The sequence below is a fragment of the Flavobacterium jumunjinense genome (assembly GCF_021650975.2).
GTDB lineage: Bacteria > Bacteroidota > Bacteroidia > Flavobacteriales > Flavobacteriaceae > Flavobacterium > Flavobacterium jumunjinense.
Genome location: NZ_CP091285.1, coordinates 4,186,960 through 4,206,136, shown reverse-complemented (window position 1 = coordinate 4,206,136; position 19,177 = coordinate 4,186,960). Strand labels below are relative to the sequence as shown.

12 protein-coding genes are annotated in these 19,177 nt (G+C 30.3%); 9 read left to right on the top strand and 3 right to left on the bottom strand.

What is annotated here, in order from left to right; translation table 11 throughout:
• Window position 1 precedes the first annotated feature (1 nt).
• Together L2Z92_RS19015 and L2Z92_RS19010 are read right to left on the bottom strand one after the other, a co-directional pair.
• Window positions 2-3,322, bottom strand: a complete 3,321-nt coding sequence (locus L2Z92_RS19015; RefSeq protein ID WP_236456279.1) for a WGR domain-containing protein — start codon at window positions 3,320-3,322, stop codon at window positions 2-4.
• Between the two features lie 19 nt (window positions 3,323-3,341).
• Window positions 3,342-4,856, bottom strand: a complete 1,515-nt coding sequence (locus L2Z92_RS19010; RefSeq protein WP_236456278.1) for a retron St85 family RNA-directed DNA polymerase — start codon at window positions 4,854-4,856, stop codon at window positions 3,342-3,344.
• Between the two features lie 516 nt (window positions 4,857-5,372).
• Here L2Z92_RS19010 and L2Z92_RS19005 point away from each other — a divergent pair.
• The 4 genes from L2Z92_RS19005 (at window position 5,373) to L2Z92_RS18990 (ending at window position 8,590) form a co-directional block, all read left to right on the top strand.
• Entirely contained in the window at window positions 5,373-6,302 is a 930-nt protein-coding gene (locus tag L2Z92_RS19005) for a hypothetical protein (protein WP_236456277.1), read from the top strand.
• A 142-nt stretch (window positions 6,303-6,444) separates the two neighbouring features.
• Window positions 6,445-7,392, top strand: coding sequence for an MBL fold metallo-hydrolase (locus L2Z92_RS19000; protein WP_236456275.1), 948 nt, complete (start codon window positions 6,445-6,447; stop codon window positions 7,390-7,392).
• A 12-nt stretch (window positions 7,393-7,404) separates the two neighbouring features.
• Window positions 7,405-7,839, top strand: a complete 435-nt coding sequence (locus L2Z92_RS18995; RefSeq protein WP_236456273.1) for an AAA family ATPase — start codon at window positions 7,405-7,407, stop codon at window positions 7,837-7,839.
• On the top strand, window positions 7,829-8,590 hold the full coding sequence (locus L2Z92_RS18990) for a tRNA(His) guanylyltransferase Thg1 family protein (protein WP_236456271.1): 762 nt from the start codon (window positions 7,829-7,831) through the stop codon (window positions 8,588-8,590). The genes L2Z92_RS18995 and L2Z92_RS18990 overlap by 11 nt, the downstream gene beginning before the upstream one ends.
• Here the strand turns inward: L2Z92_RS18990 and L2Z92_RS18985 are convergent.
• Window positions 8,587-12,357 (bottom strand): PAS domain S-box protein, encoded by a 3,771-nt coding sequence (locus tag L2Z92_RS18985; RefSeq protein WP_236456270.1) that lies wholly within the window; start codon window positions 12,355-12,357, stop codon window positions 8,587-8,589. The two genes, L2Z92_RS18990 and L2Z92_RS18985, sit on opposite strands and share 4 nt — an antisense overlap.
• A 251-nt stretch (window positions 12,358-12,608) precedes the next feature.
• Between L2Z92_RS18985 and L2Z92_RS18980 the strand changes: the two genes are divergently transcribed.
• From L2Z92_RS18980 to L2Z92_RS18960, 5 genes are all read left to right on the top strand, one after another.
• Entirely contained in the window at window positions 12,609-13,667 is a 1,059-nt protein-coding gene (locus L2Z92_RS18980) for a nucleotidyltransferase domain-containing protein (RefSeq protein ID WP_236456269.1), read from the top strand.
• Window positions 13,668-13,796: 129 nt separating this feature from the next.
• Window positions 13,797-14,759: a bifunctional Delta(1)-pyrroline-2-carboxylate/Delta(1)-piperideine-2-carboxylate reductase gene (lhpI, locus tag L2Z92_RS18975; protein ID WP_236456268.1), complete on the top strand. Its 963-nt coding sequence runs from the start codon at window positions 13,797-13,799 to the stop codon at window positions 14,757-14,759.
• Window positions 14,760-14,769: 10 nt separating this feature from the next.
• Complete coding sequence (locus L2Z92_RS18970; RefSeq protein ID WP_236456267.1) at window positions 14,770-16,767, top strand: MGH1-like glycoside hydrolase domain-containing protein; 1,998 nt, start codon at window positions 14,770-14,772, stop codon at window positions 16,765-16,767.
• A gap of 318 nt (window positions 16,768-17,085) precedes the next feature.
• Window positions 17,086-18,096, top strand: a complete 1,011-nt coding sequence (locus L2Z92_RS18965) for a hypothetical protein (protein WP_236456266.1) — start codon at window positions 17,086-17,088, stop codon at window positions 18,094-18,096.
• 620 nt (window positions 18,097-18,716) lie between these two features.
• Window positions 18,717-19,151, top strand: coding sequence for a hypothetical protein (locus L2Z92_RS18960; protein ID WP_236456265.1), 435 nt, complete (start codon window positions 18,717-18,719; stop codon window positions 19,149-19,151).
• Window positions 19,152-19,177 lie beyond the last annotated feature (26 nt).

Here is a 19,177-nt window from a genome sequence, read left to right as displayed (position 1 = left end):
CTTAGTTTTTTAGGATTAGGTGCGTATTCAAATTTGAATAAAGACGTTTTAAATCGGTTAAGATTGCGATACAATTTGCTTTGTCTTGAATGGAAACTGTAGCAGAAATGTCATCGATAATATTTGAAACAAAAAGTGCTGCTGTTTCTGATTTTTTTCCTTCTTCTTGTAAAAATTGATACACACGTTGTTTGGCAATTCTTCCTTTATGCACTCTTGTTAATACAGAGCGGAAATAGAAATCTAATTCTTGCAATTTAGCAACATTATCGGAAGCGTAGGTCTTTAAATAATTAGTGACAAAGAACTGAATATTTGCACTTGGATGCTGGCTTAGTTTTGTTAAATAAACCACACCATCATTCGGATTGAAATGTTGTGTTATCATTTCTTTTCCAAATTGTTCCACTTCTGGTAAAACAGAATCAACAATGCCAATTAAACAATCTAAATCCCAATCGGAGGCTTCAAACTGTGTTTTAAAGAAATGGAAAGCAAAGGTTCGAGTATCGTCCCAAGTGGTATCTAAAATACTCAAAGCGGCATTCCTTTCGGTTCGGATTCGTTCTTTTTGTGCTGTAAAATAATTCCAACACCATTGCCTAATGGCTAAGATTTCATGGCTTCCTAATGAAATAACCTGACGAATGGTAAATTCCTCTTTACGAGAATATTTCGTTAAAATTTCATAACCCGTCAATTGACTATTTCTATAGTTGGCATGAACCAATTTGATGATGTCTCTTGGTTCAAAAGCAGTATTCCATTTTGAATTATCTTTATTTAGAATGAATTGTTTAAAAAGAAGGTGAGCCCCTTCGATACTTTCTTTACGAATTAATCCATAGGCAATTTTCTTAATAACAACATTTTCTTCATTTGTTCCATCAAAAATAGTCAAACGATTTAAAACGCAATCAATAACTTCTTTGTATGGATTTTGAAGTAATATAAATAATGAATCAATATGCTCGGCAAGGAATTCTTTTGGATAATTGTTTAGAAGTTGAATGCCGTTTTTTCTAATTTCTTCACTCGAATCTTCGAGGAAGAGTGTTGTAATTGAAAATGGAATTTCTTTTGGATCTACTTTTTTAGATTTTAAAAGCAAAATGGAACTTGCTAGTAAATTATTTGTCTTTAAATCGGATGATATTAAATGCGCAACAATATCCCAACTTAATTGCTCTAATTGTTTTGATGCAATTAGATTCAACCTATTAATAACTGTTGTAGCTAATTGATTATTTGCTACATTCTCTTCAAGACCTAATAAAGCAACGATAACTTTTCCTGTAACTGCTTTTAGTTTATCTTCTGAAAAATAGAAATTAGTTAGCGTTTTCGAAATCCAATCGTTTAAGTCAGGAACGGTATTAAAAATAAGTTTAACAATGCATTCAATGTCGTTTTGAAAAGCACTTGTATTGCTTGTAATTATTTGCTTTGCCCATTCTCTTGCATTTTCTGTATTAGAGTCTAGAACATCAGTTACAAAAATAATTTGTTTCGCTAGTTCGTCTTTCTTTAAATGTAAGGTGTCATAGCCTAGTTTATTCGGTAATGTATAATTACGATTTAGAAGATGAAGGATATCTTGTTCTTCAAATTGACGTATCAATGTTGAAAAATCACTTCTTTCGGAAAGGTTTTTATAAGCAAATTGATGAATGATATTCATTTCTGCTTCCATTAAAAGGGAAATATAAGCTTCTGGAAAAGCATCCCAATGTTCTGGAAAAAGTTCTAGACGATTACTTTTTTCAACTACAGTTGGCTTGGTTTCTTCTATAATTGGAGAAACTGTTTCTTTTTCGACTTCTTTTTTACCGAAAAATGTTGAAAATATTTTTTTAGCACTATCAAAAATTGAATCTGAACTTTCTGTATTTCTTGTGCTTTCTTTAGGAGTACTTCCTTCTTTTTTTGAATCGTTTTCGTTGTAAAAATAACCTTTGCAAGAAACAATTTCTTGTCCTAATATGTATTGTAGTTTAGGTGTTAAAATACGTGAAGTATCATTACCAAAAAGTATTGTGGAAAGCAAAACTAAGTTTGAACATTCTGGATAATCAACAAGGGTAAATAGATAGCGCTTGCTATTATAATCATATTGACCATAATCACTTAATGGTGATTTTCTTGCTTTAGAGTAATCATTTTCATCGTATTTTAAAAGAATAGCTGTAGCAAATTTTAAATAGCTTTTAGCATCTTCTTCTTGATGTAATTGTTTTAAAAAACGTAATGAATGTTTTTGAAAATAGTTTTTAGTAAAGTTTGAAAAAGCAATTTTACTATGTTGTCCTTTTAGTTCTTTTCCAATATTTACGTGTTCTCCTATACTTTCAACATATTGACTGTTATAGTATTCATCATCTAATGAAACGGTTCTCTTGAACATTGGTTTTTCATTTTCAAAACGATAGGAAAGTATACCAATTGTTTCGGCATCATTTCGAATATGTGCCAATTTATATATAGCTCTTACATGTTTGAAAAATGGAGGTCTGAAAGGGATAACTTCTAATAAAAACTGAACAATTTCATTCAATTGTTTGTCGAATTTTCCAATCAGATATAAAGTGGTTAAATAGGTAATGGATTTTTTTTCTAAAGCCTCTTTTAAGAAATCAATTAGTCCATCATAATCTTTTTTATCGATATAATAACGCACTTCTTGCGGAACCGTTTTTAATAATTCTAAAAGCTGATCTTCTAGCGGTTTATCTTTCAATATTGTAAGCAAACCTTCGTTAGCAATATTTTTTAAATACTCTTTTTGTTTCCCTTTTGAAGCATACGATTTGAAAACAGCTTCTGCTGTTGTCGATTTTAGTTGAATTAAAGCCCAAAGTGAAGAATAAGCTTGTAAATCATCTCCTTTAGAAGTTAATTTTATAATATATGGAATAGCCGATTGCATATTTAAAAGACCTGCTTTCCAAATAACTCTGCTGGTTTTCCATTGTGTGTTGAATGATTGTTTGTTAAGGACAGCATCTTCCAATCGTTGCAAAACAACACCTTGAATAGTATCTGGAGCAACACTTTCTAACGAAGGAAGGTCAATTAATGTCTCCACTTCAGACGCATAACCTTTACTTGTTTTTTCGTGTTCTAATTTATTGAAAAGCACTTCTGCTTTTTCTAAAGTAACATATTCAGGTGTTTTTGTTCCTTCTTTAAGTACGCTTCCTCTTCTTCCATATCTAAAATTTACAACATATTGTGTAGCATCAATACTACATAGGTCAATTTCATAGACTTTGTCTGAGTTTCCTTCCTTATAGAAAAGTTTAATTTGTTTAATTAATTTCATAATATATAAGGCGTATTTATTAAAAGATATTCCACCAGTTTCCTGGTTTTTGATCTTCTACTATTGTTTTAGGTTCTTCAAGAACTGGAGGTACTATTAGTTTTTCTTTTTCAATAGGAGTTGGTTTTTCAATTTCTGGTTTACCGTGTTTGCTAATAATTGCAACAAGGCTTTTTTTGAATTGTGCTCCTTTTTCGGGATTTACCATTGCAACATAATTGATATAACCTTCAACTGCATTTATTAGATGAATTGCTTTTCCCCACTGTTGATCTTTCCATCCATTTTGATTAATATTATGCAATACGGCACGGAATTTTCTTAACTGTAAACGATCAACATTCAATTTTTTATTAACAACAACACCGGTTACTTTTTTCTGCATACCATTTCGCATGATATGTATTTTATCGGGATGGATTATAAAGCCTTCTGAAGTTATTATCTTTTTAATAAAGTATAACAAACGAGAAACATTCAATGCATTTTCATTAGAAGTAGAAAAAGTCATGTCGTCTGCATAGCGTGTATAGGTAAAGTTCAACTTTTTTGCTAATCCACTAATTTTTTTATCCATTTTATAAACAATCATATTGCTTATTGCAGGACTTGTTGGAGCTCCTTGCGGAAGTTTTCGTTCACCAGATTGTACATAATAGGTAACACCATCTAAATCAATCTCATCCACTTCTGAATAGGTGCATAAAAGACTCAAGATAGTTGCAATCTGTTCAGAATACCCCATTTTATGGAATAAACCTTTCACTCTTTTATGTGTTATTGTTGGGAAGAAATCTTTTAAATCGATATTAATTACAATATCTTTTTCAAGATGAGGTTTTGCATTTGTAACTATGGAACGCTTTTTAATGAAACCATGAGCTTCATCTGTATGTGGGATTTTATGAAGTATGTTTTCTAAAATCCAATTTTGTAGTTCCTTTAATTTAGGTTTTGGAGTTGAAATTTTTCTTTTTCCACCTGATTTTTTAGAGACTTCAAAAGTATGATAATGATGAATTTTAGAAACACTTCTATGATAGGCTAAATATTGCAAAGCTTTTAAATCGATTTGCATACTTTGAGCCAATGCAAGTACGTCTTCAAAAACGGGTAAGTTGTAGTTATCTAAAAGAGCAGCATTTGTTTCTTGAATGTTTAAGCCTTTTGAAACTTGATCTCCTAAATAGATAATTTCTTTTTCTTGAGTAAGTTTCCATTTTTGTGCTTTCTCAATTTTAAGTTGTTCTCTTTTTTGTAGTGTTTCAACACGCCTTTCTTTTGCTGCTTTCATGCGTGCTTTACGCATTTCTACAAGCATAGCTTCCTTGTTTTGGAATTTTTTATCTTGTGCTAAGAGCGCATTAAGCTCTTTCTGAATTGTAGTTTCTTGTTGAATAAGAATTTCAGAAAGGCTTGGTTCAGCACCAGATTGCCAAAAACCTAAGCGTTGCATTTCTTCTAATATGTAGCTATCTTTTGAAGTAGCTTTTATTCTATCATAAATTTGTTGTTTACTCAGCTTTTCAGACATATTCAAGAATCTTTTTTTACATTAAAAAGCCCTATCATTACAATAGGGCTAAAGTTTAAACCTTCGTATTTTCTAAGGACTATGTCTATCAACTCCAGAGAAAGGGTACTATACGTACAGTTAATCTCGTGGAGGCGGAACCGAAACTGTACGTATAGTACCCTTTCTCATCCAATAGATAGAAGTAGTGCTGAATGTCAAATAATTGTACTTCGATGACGAAACATCATCTTTTTCTTTAAAAAAGAAAAGCAAGGTTTTTCTTAAACTTGTAACAAACTTAATAATTTTTTTAAATATTTTAAGATAAAAAAAGTTAAAATATTGAGATTTTGATTTAACGGGCTTTATAGTTAACTTTTATCTTTTGTTAAAATGAAGTATAGTATTTATATAAAAAATCATAAAACATTGTATTTAATGGTTTTATGTGCCTTTTTTTGTCTTGATAGATAGAATTTATGACTAAATTTAAGTATTAGAAATTAATAATATTTAAATTAAAACGAACAAATCATGAAAAATCTTAACCTAATTTTTCTTGCTTTAGCAAGTAGTACTTTTTTTACTTTTTGGTCATGTCAAACTCCAGATGAAAATGATGTTATGCAAACTGAGAAAAATAACAAACAAGAAAATAAAGCTGAAAATGTTCCATTAGCATGTGGAAACGTTTATGCTTTAGTGCTTTCAGGAAGTAGCGGATCACCAGTTGCCTCTGGATTAACTTCCCACATTTATAATGTAGACTTATGTCCAGAAACAATTGATTATACATTTCAATCTTCCATTAATATTGGAGGTGTTCCTGTTATGGGAGTAACAGGATTATGTGATTTTCCTGGAATTTCTGGAAAAGCAATAGCCGTAACAGGTATAAATTCTAATTTTCCGCAAAGACTTTTAAATGTTGACATTGCAACTGGACTTGCAGTAGTAATGCTTTCTACTTCTGTTCCTCTTCAAGATATTGAAAATGATGGAAATACAGGAGATTTTTATGCAATTAGAGAGAATTCTTCTCAAATTATGAAAGTAGATATTCTAACTGGAATTTGTACAGCATTTGCTCCTGTTGGACCTACACCTCAATATAACGGATTAATTATTAAAGGTGGTTTTCTATTTACCATTTCTGGAAACACAAGTTATATTTGCGGATCAAGAAGAGGAGATGTATTTAGATATGCTTTACCAGGAACGGGCAGTGGCTATGTAGCTAAAAACTCCTATAAAAGTGCAGTTCCCGCATTTACAACCGAAGAATTAGGATTGTTTTATGATGATTGTTGTGGTAGAAATTGGGTTGTTGGAAGTTCTTCTAACATGATTTCAAATAATACAGATATTATTGCTTGTACATCGAATAGCGCTACTTTATTACTAGATACCACTTCAACAAGTCAACCTCATTATTCAATATACGATTTCATGCTTAAACCATAATTTAAACATTTACCTATCTTTAAGACTGTCAATTTTGGCAGTCTTTTTTGTTTATTACTGTGAATAAGTAAGAAATGTATTATTTTTGAAAAATCTTAAAATGGTTACATAAAATATATGAATTTCATTTAAATAATTAAAAATGTTACAAGCAGAAGTGAAGAGTAAATTTGGAGAAGATGTATCTATTGCCATTTATCCCGATAATTGCAAATGGAATTACATTGTAGATTGTGGAGAAGCAAGTTTATTAACTGTAAAAGACTGTATGAATGCTCGTGCTATTTTTATATCGCACACGCATATTGATCATTTTATTAATTTTGATCAAATTATGCGACACCAAGTAGGGTCAAAAGAACGCTATATTATATGTGGACCAAAAAATATAGCATTGCAAGTACAAGCAAAATTGAAATCTTTTACTTGGAATTTGGTAGAAGAAGATGCTGTTGTCTATGAAATTAGGGAAATAATTTCAGAAGACTTAATTAAAGTATATGAAATGAAACCAGCAGAATGGGAATTAGAATTTTTAGAAGATAGAACGGCTTTATATAATGACGAAAGAGTAGTAGTGAACTTCATGATTTTAGATCACAAAACAGATGTTATTGCTTACCATTTTAAAGATAATGATAGTATAAATATTGATGTAACAAAAATTCCGTATAAGCCAGGAAAGTGGATTAATGAATTGAAATTAGCTTATATGAGTGATGATGTTAATAAAGTTATTGAAGTTGGAACTGAAGAACATATAGCAGAAGAATTGTTTCACTATTTAAAGGTTGAAAAAGGAAATAGTTTAGGAGTAATCTTAGATCATGCAGCACATGAAGAAAATCATAATAAAATTAAACAATTATTTCATGATTGTGATACGGTTCTAATTGAAACGTTTTATAAAGAGGAAGATAAAGAAAAAGCTATTTTAAATTATCATAGTTATGCCTCTCAATCAGGAAAAATAATGTTCGAATCGAATGTGAAAAAAGCAATTCCAGTTCATTTTTCTAGAAAATATACAGAAGAAGATGTTGAATCAATAAAGGTAGATTTTTATAAAGCTTTTGAAGGAAGCTATTAAAAGAGTAGAAAAATGCAGTGTATTATTTTTATAGGTATTCCAGCAAGTGGAAAAAGTTCGTTTTATAAAGAAAACTTCTTTAATAGTCATATTAGAGTAAGCTTAGATTTATTGAATACAAGGAATAAACAACAAAAGTTAATGGAATATTGTTTCGCAACCCAATCTCGATTTATTATTGATAATACAAACGTTACAATTGAAGAAAGAGCAAACTATATTTCGATATTAAAAGAGAAAAAATATGAAATTGTTGCTTATTATTTTGAAACCAATTTACAAGATGCTTTAGAGAGAAATGAAAACCGAAAAGATACAATTCCAGATATAGGAGTAAAGTCAAAATTTAAGCAATTAGAGGTGCCAAATTATGAGGAAGGTTTTGATAAGGTTTATAATGTAAGTATAGAAAATAATCAATTTAAAGTAGAAGAATATGAAATTTGAAGCGATAGATGCTAAAATGAGAAAGAATGAAACACTTTTTGATCAACATGTTTTACCCGATAATTATATAATTGTTCGATTGGATGGAAAGGGGTTTACCAAGTTAACTAAAGAAAGCTTAGATTTGGAAAAACCATTCGATATTCGTTTTCATGATGCTATGGTGGCAACAACTAAGCATTTACTAACAGTAGGTTTTAAAGTTATATATGCCTATACACAGAGTGATGAAATTTCATTATTGATAGATAAAGACGACAAGACTTTTAATAGAAAAGTGCGAAAAATTAATTCTGTTTTAGCAGGTGAAGCCAGTGCCTTTTTTAGTATGTTTTTTAATAAATTATCTGTTTTAGATTGCAGAACAATTTGTATTCCTAATATTGAAATGGTTCTGGATTATTTTTGTTGGAGACAAGAGGATGCACATAGAAACTCACTATCAGCCTATTGCTATTGGACATTAAGAGAAAAAGGAGATTCTTATATAGATGCAACAAAGAAAATTGAAAAATTATCTACAGCAGCAAAAAATGAATTGTTATTTCAACACGGAATTAATTATAATAATGTACCCTCTTGGCAAAAAAGAGGAGTGTCTATGTTTTATAAAAGAATAGATAAAAAAGGAATAAACCCTATAAATCAAGAAGAAATTGAATACACTCGAAAAGAGATTTTCTTAGATACTGAATTACTTATTAGAGAAGAATATAGGGAGTTTTTATTAAAAATCATAACATCAGGTTAAATTAGCCATTTAAGTAATATATCTTCTAAGTCTTTAATGTTTACAGGTTTAGATAAATAGTCATTCATACCTTCTTCAAAACATTTTTCGCGTTCGTGTGCTAATATTCCTGCTGTTATTGCAATAATAGGAGTGGTTGTACCAGTTTTCATTTCACGAATTTCGGCAGTAGCTTCATATCCGTTTTTATTTGGCATTTGAACATCCATTAAAATTAAATCTGCCGGTTTTTCTTTAAACGATGCTATTGCTTCAACACCATCAAAGGCTTCATGAATTATTGCGTTTGGATTGATTTTATTGATTAAAGTTTTTGCCAAAAGCATATTCACTTTGTTATCTTCAACAATTAGAATTTTATGGCTTTTGAAAATTTTTGCTTCATGATTTTTTATATCATTGTTTTTGCTTTTTTCTGCTAAGACATTGTTTTTTCGCTGTATTACTTTTACAAATGTTATTGTAAAAAAGAATGTACTTCCTTCTCCTAGTTTACTTTTTAATTGGAGTTTACTACCCATTAAAGCGAGAAGCTGATTCGTTATGGCTAAACCTAAACCTGTTCCTCCAAACTTTCTACTAGTTGAATTGTCTTCTTGAACAAACGAATCAAATATTTTTACGTTATTATCTGTTTTTATTCCAATTCCTGTATCATTTACAGCAAAATAGATAGAAGATTCATTAGAATTAGGTATATTAACTTCTTTAATATTCAATTGAATTTCTCCAAATTCTGTAAATTTTAAAGCATTGCCCAATAGGTTCATTAATATTTGTTTTAATCGAATAGCATCAGCTAAGATGTATTGAGGAACATTTTTATCCTTATGAAGTATTAAGTTTATCTTTTTTTGATTGGCTTGATATTTAAATAAATCTACAACTTGCTGTGTTAGTTCGAACAAATCTACTTCTTCAATATTTAGTTCGAATTTACCAGATTCTATTTTTGAAAAATCTAAAACATCATTTACAATATTTAATAACGAAGTAGCAGATTCATTAATGGTCGACATGTATTGAGAATGTGTTTTTTCCAAGTTCGATTCCATTAATAAATGAGTAAAACCGATTATTCCATTAAGCGGAGTTCTAATTTCATGGCTCATATTTGCTAAAAAGTCTGTTTTAGCTTTGTTAGCGGCTTCTGCTTGTTCTTTTCCTTTTAATATTTCTTTTTCCATGAGCTTTCTCTCTGTAATATCTATAAAACTGGAAACAATTTCCGTTATATTACCTTTTGTATCTTTTACAGCGAAAGCATTGTATAGCAACCAAGTTATTGATCCTGATTCGGTTGTTTTTTCAACTCCAAGAATTAGGTTTTTTATAGGTTGACTTCCATTTAATATTTGATTTATGGGGTATTCTTCTTCAGACATTAATGAATCATCTTCATTTAAAAATATCCAATTTGGAACTAAATTATAGTCGTTTTTAGAATGCAAATCACTCAATCCCATTAATTCAGAAGCCTTTACATTATTTAAAAGAATAGTACCATCAACTGCTTGAACGATGATTCCTGCATCTAAATTATTCAGAATATCTCTGTATCTTTCTTTACTTTTTTGGAGTTCTTTTTCCGATTGCTTTGCTAATGTTATATCTCTTGAAAGGCATATGAAATTGTTTTCGTTAGTTTGATTTTCTTCCATTGGAGCAATTGAAAGTTCAAACCAATGTTCTCCACTTGGAAGTTGTAATGCATATTGTTTTCCTGTTGAAAAACCTCTTAAAGTAACTTCTTCCATTGCAAGTTTAAATGATTCAACAGCTTGACTTGGTAGTACTTCTGAAAAAGTTTTGCCAATAATTGCAGTAGAAGAGTGAGACAATAAATCTTCTCGATGTGAATGATAATTAGTGATCAATCCGTCTTTGTCTATTTCAATAAGTAAATCTGGAATTGCATCTATAATTGATTCAAGTTTTTGATAGGACTTTTTAAACTCTTCTTCAATTCGTTTTCGTTCGGTAATATTTGTTGTTGTTCCAACATAACCTACAATTTGATTTAATACATTTCTTTCAGGAATGGCTTGTCCCATTACCCAAATTATTTTTCCATCTGGACGCACAAAACGATATTCAGACAATGAATTTTCTTGTTGATCGGTTGCGTTTTCCCACCCATTTAATAAAGATATCCGATCTTCTTTATGAACGGCATCTAACCATCCATTTCCTAAGGCTTTCTCATAAGGTAATCCAGATATTTCAGACCATCGTGGATTCACATAAGTTGTATATCCTGTTGCATCTGTACGGAATATTCCAACAGGAGATATTTCAGTAAGAATATGATATCTATTCTCACTTTCTATCATTTCTTCTAATACCTTTTTTCTAAGTTGTTCTTTTTCGAAAATTTCCAAAGCAAACCCAACATCTGAAGTAGCTTCTTCTAATAGGGAAATTTCTTCTGCATCAAAAAAGTTTTTTTCGCTAGCGTAAAAACAAAATAGTCCAATAATATTTCCGAATTTTTTTATAGGAATAGACATGAAGGATTGGTATTCTCTTTTTAAAGCTTCTTCTTTCCAATGCTCCATCATTATGTCATTAGAAATGTCATTAACTACAATGTTTTTTTCTTCTCTAGTTGCTCCTCCGCTTAAACCTCTTCCTTCTGGTGTATCTTCAATTGACATATTCTTGATCATTGAAACATAACCATTATCTTCACCAGCTATCATTTTAGGTTTTAGTCTTTTGGTTTTTTCATCTATCATTCCAATCCAAACCATTTTAAACTTACCTACGTTAACAGCAATAGAACAAGCCTCTCTAAATAATGTGTCCTCATCTGTAGTTCGAACAATCATTTGATTGATTTGACTAATATATAGATACAGTCGATTTGCTTTAACAACTTTTTGTTCTGCAATTATTCTAGCAGTAATGTCGGTTGCAATACCATGACAAATAACTGTTCCTTCAGTTTCAACTACAGGTAGCGAATTCACTTCATGCCAAAGTAAGCCTTTCTTCGGATGAAAATAACGATAGGTGCAATGTAAAGGGATTAGTTTTGTTTTAGTTGCAGTTATGCTATCTATTACAAACTGTAAATCGTCTTGATGAATTAACTTAAAAATTTTACTTGGATCGTCTTTTATTTCTTCAAATGTAAAACCGTAAACATCTCCAATAGCTTCACTTGCATAAGGATAGCTTAAAGAATTGTCTTTGTTTTGTCGCATCGAATAAATTACTCCAGGAGAAGCTGCTGCAATTTTATCAAATTTGTTTTTTTCTTCTTTTATAATTTCAAAAATCCTTTTGGTTTCGGAAACATCTCTAAGCTTAACAATAATTCCTTTTATATTCGGATCGTCGATTCTATTGTTTATAATACCTTCAACCCAAATATAACCACCACTTTTATGCTTAATTTGTAGTGTAATTGGAATTGGTACTTTAGGTTGACGTAATGATTTTTGTGTTTTTTCGTTAACATATTCCAAATAATCAGGATGAATATAATCAACAATAGGATTTTCGGTATGAATGTCATCTACCCAACCAGTAATATGAGCAGTTGACTTACTACGATATAGCGTATTCAAATTTTTATCCATTAAAATAATAATACTGTCATTATTATCTAATAGAGCATGATAAATATGTTTGTATGTAATATTACCCTTATCGTTTGAATTATTTTGTGCATTTTTATCTTCAAGAAGTTTTTGAATTCTTGCTTCTTGTTCTTTTGTTTTTAGTAATAAGGCTTCATACGCTTTTTCAATATCTTTCATACCCGTAAAGTAGTTAATAAACTATATATTAAACAGTTAAATCCAAATATTTAATAATTTTATATTTTAGTAGTAATTATTCTTAAAAATACTATTTTTTTATTTATGATAATATCATTTGAAAATAAAAATTATAGATTGAAGCTTATTATTGCGTATTTTTTATTTTTAAAGTAGAAAATACTTTATAGCATTAATATTTTTAGGTAGTTTTATTGCATTAAACTGCTATCTTAATTTTTTGAATAGAAATGACAATACAAGACCTTAAAAAACAAAACCTAATTCTTTTTGAAGTAATATCTGGAAGCCGTTCTTTCGGATTAGAAACACCAACCTCTGACACCGATATTAAAGGTGTTTATTATCTCCCTAAAGAACAATTTTATGGTTTAGAATATATTCCACAAATTAGTAATGAAACTAATGATGAGGTGTATTATGAAATTGGTCGTTTTGTTGAATTGTTGATTAAAAACAATCCTAATATTTTAGAAATTTTAGCAACTCCAGAAGATTGTGTTTTGTATAAAAATCCAATAATGAGTAGTTTGAAGATTGAAGATTTTCTATCAAAATTATGCAAAGACAGTTTTGCAGGTTATGCGATGACGCAAATAAAAAAGGCAAGAGGATTAAAAAAGAAAATTGTTAATCCGATTCCTAAAGAACGTAAAAATCTTTTACATTTTTGTGTTATTTTAAATGGTCATGACGCAATTCCTTTATTAAAATGGTTGCATGATAAAGAAATTAAACAAGAAAATTGTGGATTGATTAATGTACCAAATGCAAAAGGAATTTATGCTTTGTTTCACGATGTGAATAATAATCTAAACTATAAAGGAATTATAAAGAAAGAACTATCGAATGAAGTTTCTTTAACTTCTATTCCTAAAGGAGAAAAAGAGATAGCTTATATGTCTTGCAATTTAGAAGGCTATTCTAAATATTGTAAAGAGTATACAGAATATTGGGATTGGATAGAAAAACGCAATGAAGAGCGATACAATACCAACCAAAAACATGGAAAGAATTACGATTCTAAAAACATGATGCATACTATTAGGTTGTTGCAAACAGCTTTAGAAATTATTACTACTGGGAAACTTTCAATTCGTGTTACTAATAGAGAAGAATTATTATCTATAAAAGCTGGAGAAATTGAGTATGATGAATTATTAGAAAAAGCCGAAAACTTAATTGCAACAATAGAAAAAGAATATCTTTCAAGTACATTACCAGCTTATCCTGATTCAGATAAAGCAATCAATACTTTAATTCAAATTAGAGAAAGTCTTTATTCCTGATTCTAGAGATAGTAAAAGTTGAAACTGATACTATATTACCCGATGTTGATTGTATATTATCCTTTTTGAGTTGAAAGGGTATCAAATATAAAATTATCTATTAATTTTATTGAAAATATACTACATAACATGATGGACATTCAACTTATTTCTGATGCTTTTATTGAAAAAGAATGTAATTTTAATGAATTAATTGAAAAATTAAGAGCCGCTTTTGCTTCTTCTGCTTTAGAAGTTCCAATGCGTCATCATCATGATTTTTCAAACCCTTTAGAAAATAACGATTCAACTTTGCTATTGATGCCTGCTTTTAATATAGGGACAGACGCAGGTGTCAAAATTGTAACTGTAAGTCCAAACAATGGGAAATATAACTTACCAGCCATTCAAGGAACCTATATTTATTTAGATGCACATAAAGGAAATATCAAAGCCATTTTAGAAGCAAAATCTTTAACAACAAAGCGCACAGCTGCTACTTCAGCTTTAGCGAGTAGTTACCTTTCGAAGAAAGATGCTTCCTCATTATTAATGATTGGTACAGGTGCTTTGTCTGTTAATTTAATTCAAGCGCATGCAAGTGTTCGACCAATTAAAAATGTTTATGTTTTAGGAAGAACACTCGAAAAAGCACAAGCAATTTGCGATATGTTAAAAAATGAACAATATGCTTGTAGTGCCATTATAGCTATTGAACAAAGAATTACAGAAGTAGATATAATTTCATGTGCTACTTTATCACCAGACCCGATAGTTTTAGGAAAGTGGTTACAGCCAGGACAACACTTGGACTTAGTTGGAGCTTATAAAAAAAATACTCGTGAAGCAGATGATGAAGCAGTAACAAAATCGTCGGTATTTATAGATACCTATCAAGGTGGTTTAAAAGAAAGTGGCGATATTGTTATCCCTTTGCAAAACGGAGTTTTAAAAACGGAAGATATTAAAGCCGATTTATTTGAGTTATGTAGTAACTCTAAAAAAGGAAGAACAACTAACGAAGAAATTACTTTTTTTAAATCGGTAGGGCATGCCTCTGAAGATTTAGTTGCAGCTTCCTATTTTTATGAAAAATATACTTCTCAGAAATAAAAAATAGCTCATGAACTGTATTTTTAGAAAGATAATAATTGCTTTTTTCTTTATAGGTGTTGTTGTTGCTCAACAAAACGAAACAAGTCTAAAATTGAGTAAGAATGTTTTAGATTATAAAGGAAACCCTAAAGAAGCAAAAGACAGAACATCATTGGTGTTTTCTGATAAAGGAGCTTGGTTTGGGTTTGGTTTTCTTGATAATGAAAGTGTAAAAGGAGGCTTTTCTGGACCTTATCTCTTAACGGAACAAAACGGTGTTTGGCTGAGTAACTCTTTTGTTGCACTACAATTATTAGATGAAAAAGGAAACAATGTTATTGATTGGAAAGAAAATCGAGTAGCTCAAAATAGTTTTTTAAGCCATTTAGAACAAACATTTAAAAATGATAAGGTTAATGTTAAAGAAGAATTGTTTTTCTCGTCTGGACATTCTGCATTATTACAAATAACAATTACTAATAGTAGTTTAGAAAAGATTAAACTCTCTCCTGTTTTTCAAGGGACTAGTTTTTTGGACGAAATGAGTTTCACACAGGAGAAAGAAACACTAAAAATTGTTTCAAAAAAGAGTAATGCTGTTGGGTATATTCAATTTTTTAATGCGAATTCTATTAGTACCACAAACAATGATTATAAGGCTCAAATTAAAGAAATAGAATTACAACCTAAAGAAACAAAGGAAATCAAAGTAGCAATAAGCTTTATTTTTCCACAATATTCATGGGAAGAGGAAAAGAAAAAAATAACCGCTTCTTCTTTCATGGCAGATTTAGAACAAACTAAATTAGAGAAAAAGGCACTACTAGAAAAAGTACTTGCTAATAAGAAAGTAATTTATAGCGATGCGATTTATTCGAAATTAGTGTCTAAAACACTGCTAACATTACAAAACAACACCAGAATTGCTGCCGAAGGATTGCAACATGATGGATTGTTTCCTAGTTATCATTATGAATGGTTTAATGGTTTTTGGGCTTGGGATAGTTGGAAACATGCTGTAGCATTAGCAAGATATGATTCGGCTTTAGCAAAAAACCAAGTGAGAGCTATGTTTGATTATCAAGATGAAAACGGATTCATTCCAGATTGTATTTATAGAGACACAATTATAGAACCTAACAATTATAGAAATACAAAATCACCTTTAGCGGCTTGGGCAGTTTGGGAAATATACAAGCAAGATAAAGACAGACACTTCCTTAAAGAAATGTATCCAAAGCTTAAAAAGTATCATAATTGGTGGTATAGTAATCGCGATCATGATAAAGATGGAATTTGTGAATTTGGTTCGACCGATGGCACTTTAATTGCAGCAAAATGGGAAAGCGGAATGGACAATGCCGTTCGTTTTGATGAAAGTCTGTTGCTTAAAAATAATGAAACCGCTTTTTCACTCAATCAGGAAAGTGTCGATTTGAATTCTTTTTTATATGTTGAAAAAAACGAATTGTCTAAAATAGCATTATTACTAGATTTAGAAACAGAAGCAAAACAATGGAAAGCAGAAAGTGTAGCACTTAAAGCAAAAATTCAACAACAATTTTGGGATAGTAGTTCAGGGTGGTTTTTTGATACATCATTAGACGGAAAGAATAAAATAAAAGTAATGGGTTGTGAAGGATATTTACCGTTATGGGCAAAAGTGGCATCAAAAGAACAGGCTGAGTCGATACAATTAAATATGCTAAACGAAAGCATTTTCAATACCTATGTACCTTTACCAACTTTAGCTGTAAATGAACCAAAATTTGCACCCGATAATGGTTATTGGAGAGGACCAATTTGGCTAGATCAAAGTTATTTTGGTATAAAAGGACTAGAAAAATATGGATATATAGATGAAGCAAATAGTTTAGCCAGAAAACTTATTCATAATGCAGAAGGAGTTCTTGAAGAGGGAGAAGCAATTAGAGAAAACTATCAACCCCTTTCAGGAAAAGGTTTAGAAGCCTACAATTTCAGCTGGTCGGCTGCACATTATTTCTTGTTGTTACTTAAAGAATAAAAACAAGTATTACTATCATTCGGTTTTAATTTTCTGTAAATCAATATCTGTTTCGATACGATAAACTTTATATTGAAAATACTGCGACATTTAGCTTCTTTTTCTCCAATAGAAAGAGAAGCTTTTTTAGAATACACTTCATCAGAATTTAACATAGGCTTTCGAATCATAACGATTAGATGATTACAAACCAATCATTTAGTAACCCTATTTGTCTTACTTTGTAGGTAATACCATTTGTCATTTTCTTTTACAGTAAATTCAAATCATAACTGGTATAACAAACAAATAAACAAACAAATAAAAAAACAAACTGATATGAAAGAAAATTATTTACTTCTGCTAATTGCATTATTCTTTTTATGCAATAGTTGTTCTACCTCCGATTTAGATGATGAGAGTAGTGCAAAAAGCAATCCTCTACTTGCAGCAAAGCAGACAGCAGCCTTCTATGATGATTTAGTTTTGCGCTGGGCGCCCGTGCATCATCAAGATGTAGACAATTCAGGCTGTGGTGCAATGAATGGAAGAGGCGATTATATTACTGCTATTAATTTCGATAACGATTGGAATTCTCGCAACAATTGGGACAATATAGAGCCTAGCAAGAATTATAATCCTCTTGCACATTGTTACTATTCGGTAGTAGAAACCAGTACACACTATTTTATTCTGTATGCTTTCTTTCATCCGAGAGATTGGGCAAACGTCTGTTTTTTTGGTATAGATTACCATGAAAATGATTTAGAAGGACAATTGTCAATAATAAAAAAAGCAACTACTAATAATGGATATGGAGAATTTCTAGGTATGGTAACTGTGGCTCATACCGATTTTTATTCTTTCACACCAACAGGAAGTTCTTTGCAAGCAAATAATGAAGACATTGATGGAACAGTTTCCTACGAGAATTATAATAATGAGCAACATCCTGTAACCGCACAAGAGTCTAAAGGGCATGGTTTAAAAGCTTGGCCCGCCTATAAAATTATTGGAGACGGAATAAAATACTACCCAAGTTTAACCACAGCCGAAGCACCATTGAACAACAATGATAGAAACGTTACATACAAACTGGTTAATATTTTTGAACCCAATGGCTTTTGGGCAAAACGATATGACGCTAGCTTTTTAAACAATGCAAAATCGTTTCATTCTACAAAAGGTTCTGGAAACGCTAATACACCTTGGAATTGGGACGATAAAAACGACAACCCAAGTGCGGGAGAATTGGCAACCGATCCTGTGAAGTTAGTAAAAGACTATTTTAAAAATTTAGGAAACTTTAGTAGTACTTACACCAAGAATCAATACAAAGGGATAAACTAGAAGAATAAGCCGTTTTTTCCCAAACAAAAGGTCGTCTAAAAATTTGTTTAGACGACCTTCCTTCTAAAAAAGAGATTAATCAAGTGGGCCCCATACGCATTCTAGCTCAGCGCAAAAACGACCATATTTAATACAATTACCATATTGATCTTTGCATTTCGCTCTTCCACCTTGAATACTTCTTTTCTCTTTTTTCTCTAATTTACTAACTCCTACTAAATTTAAAATACTGTTTAACATAACGGATGTTTATTTGTTTTTAATTAAGATTAAAGTTAATGAAAAAAGAAATAATTAAAGCTATTTGTTTGATTTTTAACTTAATATATAGAAAAGGTGTAATGTGGTTTTATACTAATTATAAGTAATTTATGCAATCATTAGCTTTATTCTTGCTATATCTTAATTGATTTTATGAATAACTGATGTTCTATAAATAGATCACCTTACTATTTTTGCTTCGGTTCTAATGTTCTTTTATTAATTGAAAAGATTGAAATTGTAATAATAGTTGTAAACCTACCAATCTTTATTAATTATAAATAATTTCAAAATTAAGGTTTAATAGTCTTTAAAAAATAATTATATTGTAAGCTTAATTTTACAATCATATAGATAAAATGAAACTCACAATTTCAGTAAAGCAATTAGGAAAAAAACATCCTATACTACAAAATAATACAATTAGTTTAGCGCTTTCTAGCTCAATAGTAAATTTAAAAGACCTACTTGAAGCTGTTGTAGAAAGTCAGGTTGAGAAATTTAAAACATCTTCTTTTGAATGGGACGATGAAGATACCATTCATTTACCTAAAGAAAACTATTTACCTATTTTAACAGATACAGGAAAAGTAGGCTTTGGAGCACTTTATAATCATAATACAATCGATTTACAGAAAGCAAAAGAAACTGCTCTTTTAGCTTATGAAGATGGGTTGTTTGCTGTTTTTTATGGCGATGACGAGCTTCAAACACTTTCTGATACCATAGATTTATCTGAAAACAAAGCGCTTACTTTTATAAGACTTACTTTCTTATCTGGAAGTTATTGGTAACAAACAACAAAAACAAAAACAATACT